Origin of the sequence: Leisingera sp. (genome assembly GCF_034669605.1) — a bacterium.
In the GTDB taxonomy this organism is placed as follows: domain Bacteria; phylum Pseudomonadota; class Alphaproteobacteria; order Rhodobacterales; family Rhodobacteraceae; genus Leisingera.
Window position 1 is genome coordinate 1 of the sequence record NZ_JAXMOX010000337.1, and the last position, 2,758, is coordinate 2,758.

The following is a 2,758-nucleotide window of genomic DNA, read 5'->3' on the forward strand; positions in this document are numbered from 1 at the left end:
TCTGGCACGACAGGGTGCGCTTCCAGATCAGGTGATACAGCTTGCGCTGATCGTCATCCGTGACTTTCAGGCTGGCCGCGTCGCGGCTCATATCCGTTGGGCGGATACATTCGTGCGCTTCCTGGGCGTTCTTCGCCTTGTTCTTATAAATCCGCGGAGAGGATGGCACATACTCTGCGCCGTAACGTGTTTCGATCTCGGCCCGGGCGGCCTGCACCGCCTCTGGCGCCATGTCGATGCCATCGGTTCGCATATAGGTGATCTGGCCGGCTTCATACAGGCGCTGGGCGGCGTTCATGGTCTGGCGCGCGCCCATGCCGAATTTGCGGCTGGCCTCCTGTTGCAGGGTAGAAGTCATGAACGGGGCAGAAGGGTTGCGGGAGGCAGGCTTGGCCTCGACCGACAGCACCGACAGCTGGCGCGATGCCACGGCCTGAACCGCCAGTTCCGCAGCGGTGGAGTTTTTCAGGCTGTATTTGTCCAGCTTGTCGCCGCCCAGCACCGTCAGGCGCGCCTCGAACTCCTGGCCGCGCGGGGTCGCCATCTGGGCCCGCACCGACCAGTATTCCTGCGCGTTGAACGCCTCGATTTCCATTTCGCGCTCGACGATCAGGCGCAGGCAGACGGATTGCACCCGGCCTGCGGAACGCGCACCCGGCAGCTTGCGCCACAGAACCGGCGAAAGGTTGAACCCTACCAGATAGTCCAGCGCGCGGCGGGCGAGATAAGCCTCGACCAGCGGCATGTCGACTTCGCGGGGGTTCTGCATCGCCTCGGTCACCGCTTCCTTGGTGATCGCGTTGAAGGTCACCCGGCTGACCGCGGTGTCCTTCTTGATCGAGCGCCGCTTGGTCAGCGCCTCCTGCAGATGCCAGCTGATCGCCTCGCCTTCGCGGTCGGGGTCGGTGGCGAGAATCAGCGCATTGTCCTCTTTCAGCGCGTCGGCAATCGCCTTGACGTGCTTGCGGGAATCATTGCCGACCTCCCAGGTCATGCCGAAATCGGCTTCGGTATCGACCGAGCCATCCTTGGCCGGCAGGTCTCGAACATGCCCGTAGGACGCCAGAACCGTATAGTTGGAGCCAAGATATTTGTTGATTGTCTTTGCTTTGGCCGGGGATTCGACAACGACTACTGGCATAAATTCTGTACCCTCTTCGGACCGCTTCTGCGGGTTCTATGGCGGGGCAGGATGTGGGGCGCAAGGGGAGATTGTCAATCCAGGCGCAATGAACAGACCGGGCAACCGGCCATATCCGGTGATATTCCGATGGATCACACCAGCCTGTGGCCGCGGTCCGGGGAGGGCGGCAGAGGCAAGGCAGAATGTTCTGGGTCAGTCTTCATTTTCCGGAAAGGCCTTGAGCAGCAGCCCGCCCGGCTGGCGCCGGATCGCGCCTTCAAGCTCCAGATCCGTTAGCGCCGGGGCCAGCTGCTGCGGCGGCAGGGAGAGGTCGCGCAGCAGGTCGGTTTCGGAGGTCGGGGAGGGGCCCAGCCTGCCGAGGATCTGCTGATGGAGGGCGTTGGTCTGCGCCAGGCTGCGCCGTTCGGGCGGCGGCGGCGGCAGGCCGGCCAAGGCCGGCTGCGGACTGGCGGCTGATGGCGCTTTGTCCTGTGGCGGGTCTTGCGGCGGCAGCGCCTCCAGCACGTCAGCGGCATTGCGGACCAGCTGGGCGCCGTCGCGGATCAGCTTGTTGCAGCCGGAACTGCGCGCATCAAATGGGTGACCGGGCACCGCCAGAACCTCGCGCCCGTAATCCAGCGCGTCCCGGGCGGTGATCAGGCTGCCGGATTTCGCGGCCGCCTCCACCACCACGACGGCGCTGGACAGGCCGGCAATGATCCGGTTGCGTTTGGGGAAGTCGCGGGCCTGCGGCGTCTTGCCCATAGGCTGCTCTGACAGGCGCAGCCCGTTTTCGATAATGCCTTCGGCAAGCCGGGCGTTGTCTGCCGGGTAGATCACATCGGCGCCGCCTGCCAGAACGGCAATTGTTCCCGTTTGCAGCGATGATTGATGTGCAGCGGTGTCGATGCCGCGGGCCATGCCGGAAACCACGGTATAGCCAGCCTCGCCCAGGTTCTGCGCCAGCGATCTGGCCATGCGCAGCCCCAGCGAAGACGCGTTGCGTGCGCCGACCATGGAGATCATCGGGCGCTGCAGCGCCGCAAGGTCGCCAATAGCCCACAACAGCGGCGGCGCATCTTTCAGGCTGCGGAGAAGTTCGGGGTATTCCGGGTCGCCAAAGCACAAAAGCCGCGCTTTGGCGGCTTTTGCGGTCCTAATTTCAGCGTCTACCGCCTTGGCGGGGCATGTTTCATACCCTTTGATACCTGCGGAACGTGCCACTTCGGGCAACGCATTCAGCGCGTTCTGCGCTGAACCATATTCGGCGAGCAGCCGGTGAAAGGTCACCGGGCCGACCCGTTTAGAGCGCAAAAGGCGAAGCCAGGAAAACCGGGTATCTTCCGTGGTGGGTGGGAGTGGGGGGTGAGTGGAAGAATGTGCTTCTTCGGTCATCCGCAGCTCCGCCTGTTTGCAGAACAAGGATTAACCTTAAGGGGGTTAACAGGCGGTGAACGGCAGAACGTTTTTGGGCAATTTCACGAAAATTTTCCCGAGACATCAGGGTAAATGGAAGATGACGGTTCAACCAGGGGGCTGGCGGTTGTCCAGACTGCAAACCGGCCCGGAAGTGCTGGCTCCCGGGCCGGTTTTTAGTTGTAAAACAGAGTTTTACAGATAGGTTCGCCACCTCAG

The 2,758-nt window shown here is 62.8% G+C and carries 2 protein-coding genes; both read right to left on the minus strand.

Annotation, left to right across the window (positions count from 1 at the left end; translation table 11 throughout):
• Positions 1 to 1,141: type I DNA topoisomerase (topA, locus tag VOI29_RS23835; protein ID WP_323784303.1), on the minus strand; the 1,141-nt coding region annotated here is incomplete at its 3' end.
• Positions 1,142 to 1,336: 195 nt separating this feature from the next.
• Complete coding sequence (dprA, locus tag VOI29_RS23840; RefSeq protein WP_323784305.1) at positions 1,337 to 2,518, minus strand: DNA-processing protein DprA; 1,182 nt, start codon at positions 2,516 to 2,518, stop codon at positions 1,337 to 1,339.
• Between the last annotated feature and the right edge of the window lie 240 nt (positions 2,519 to 2,758).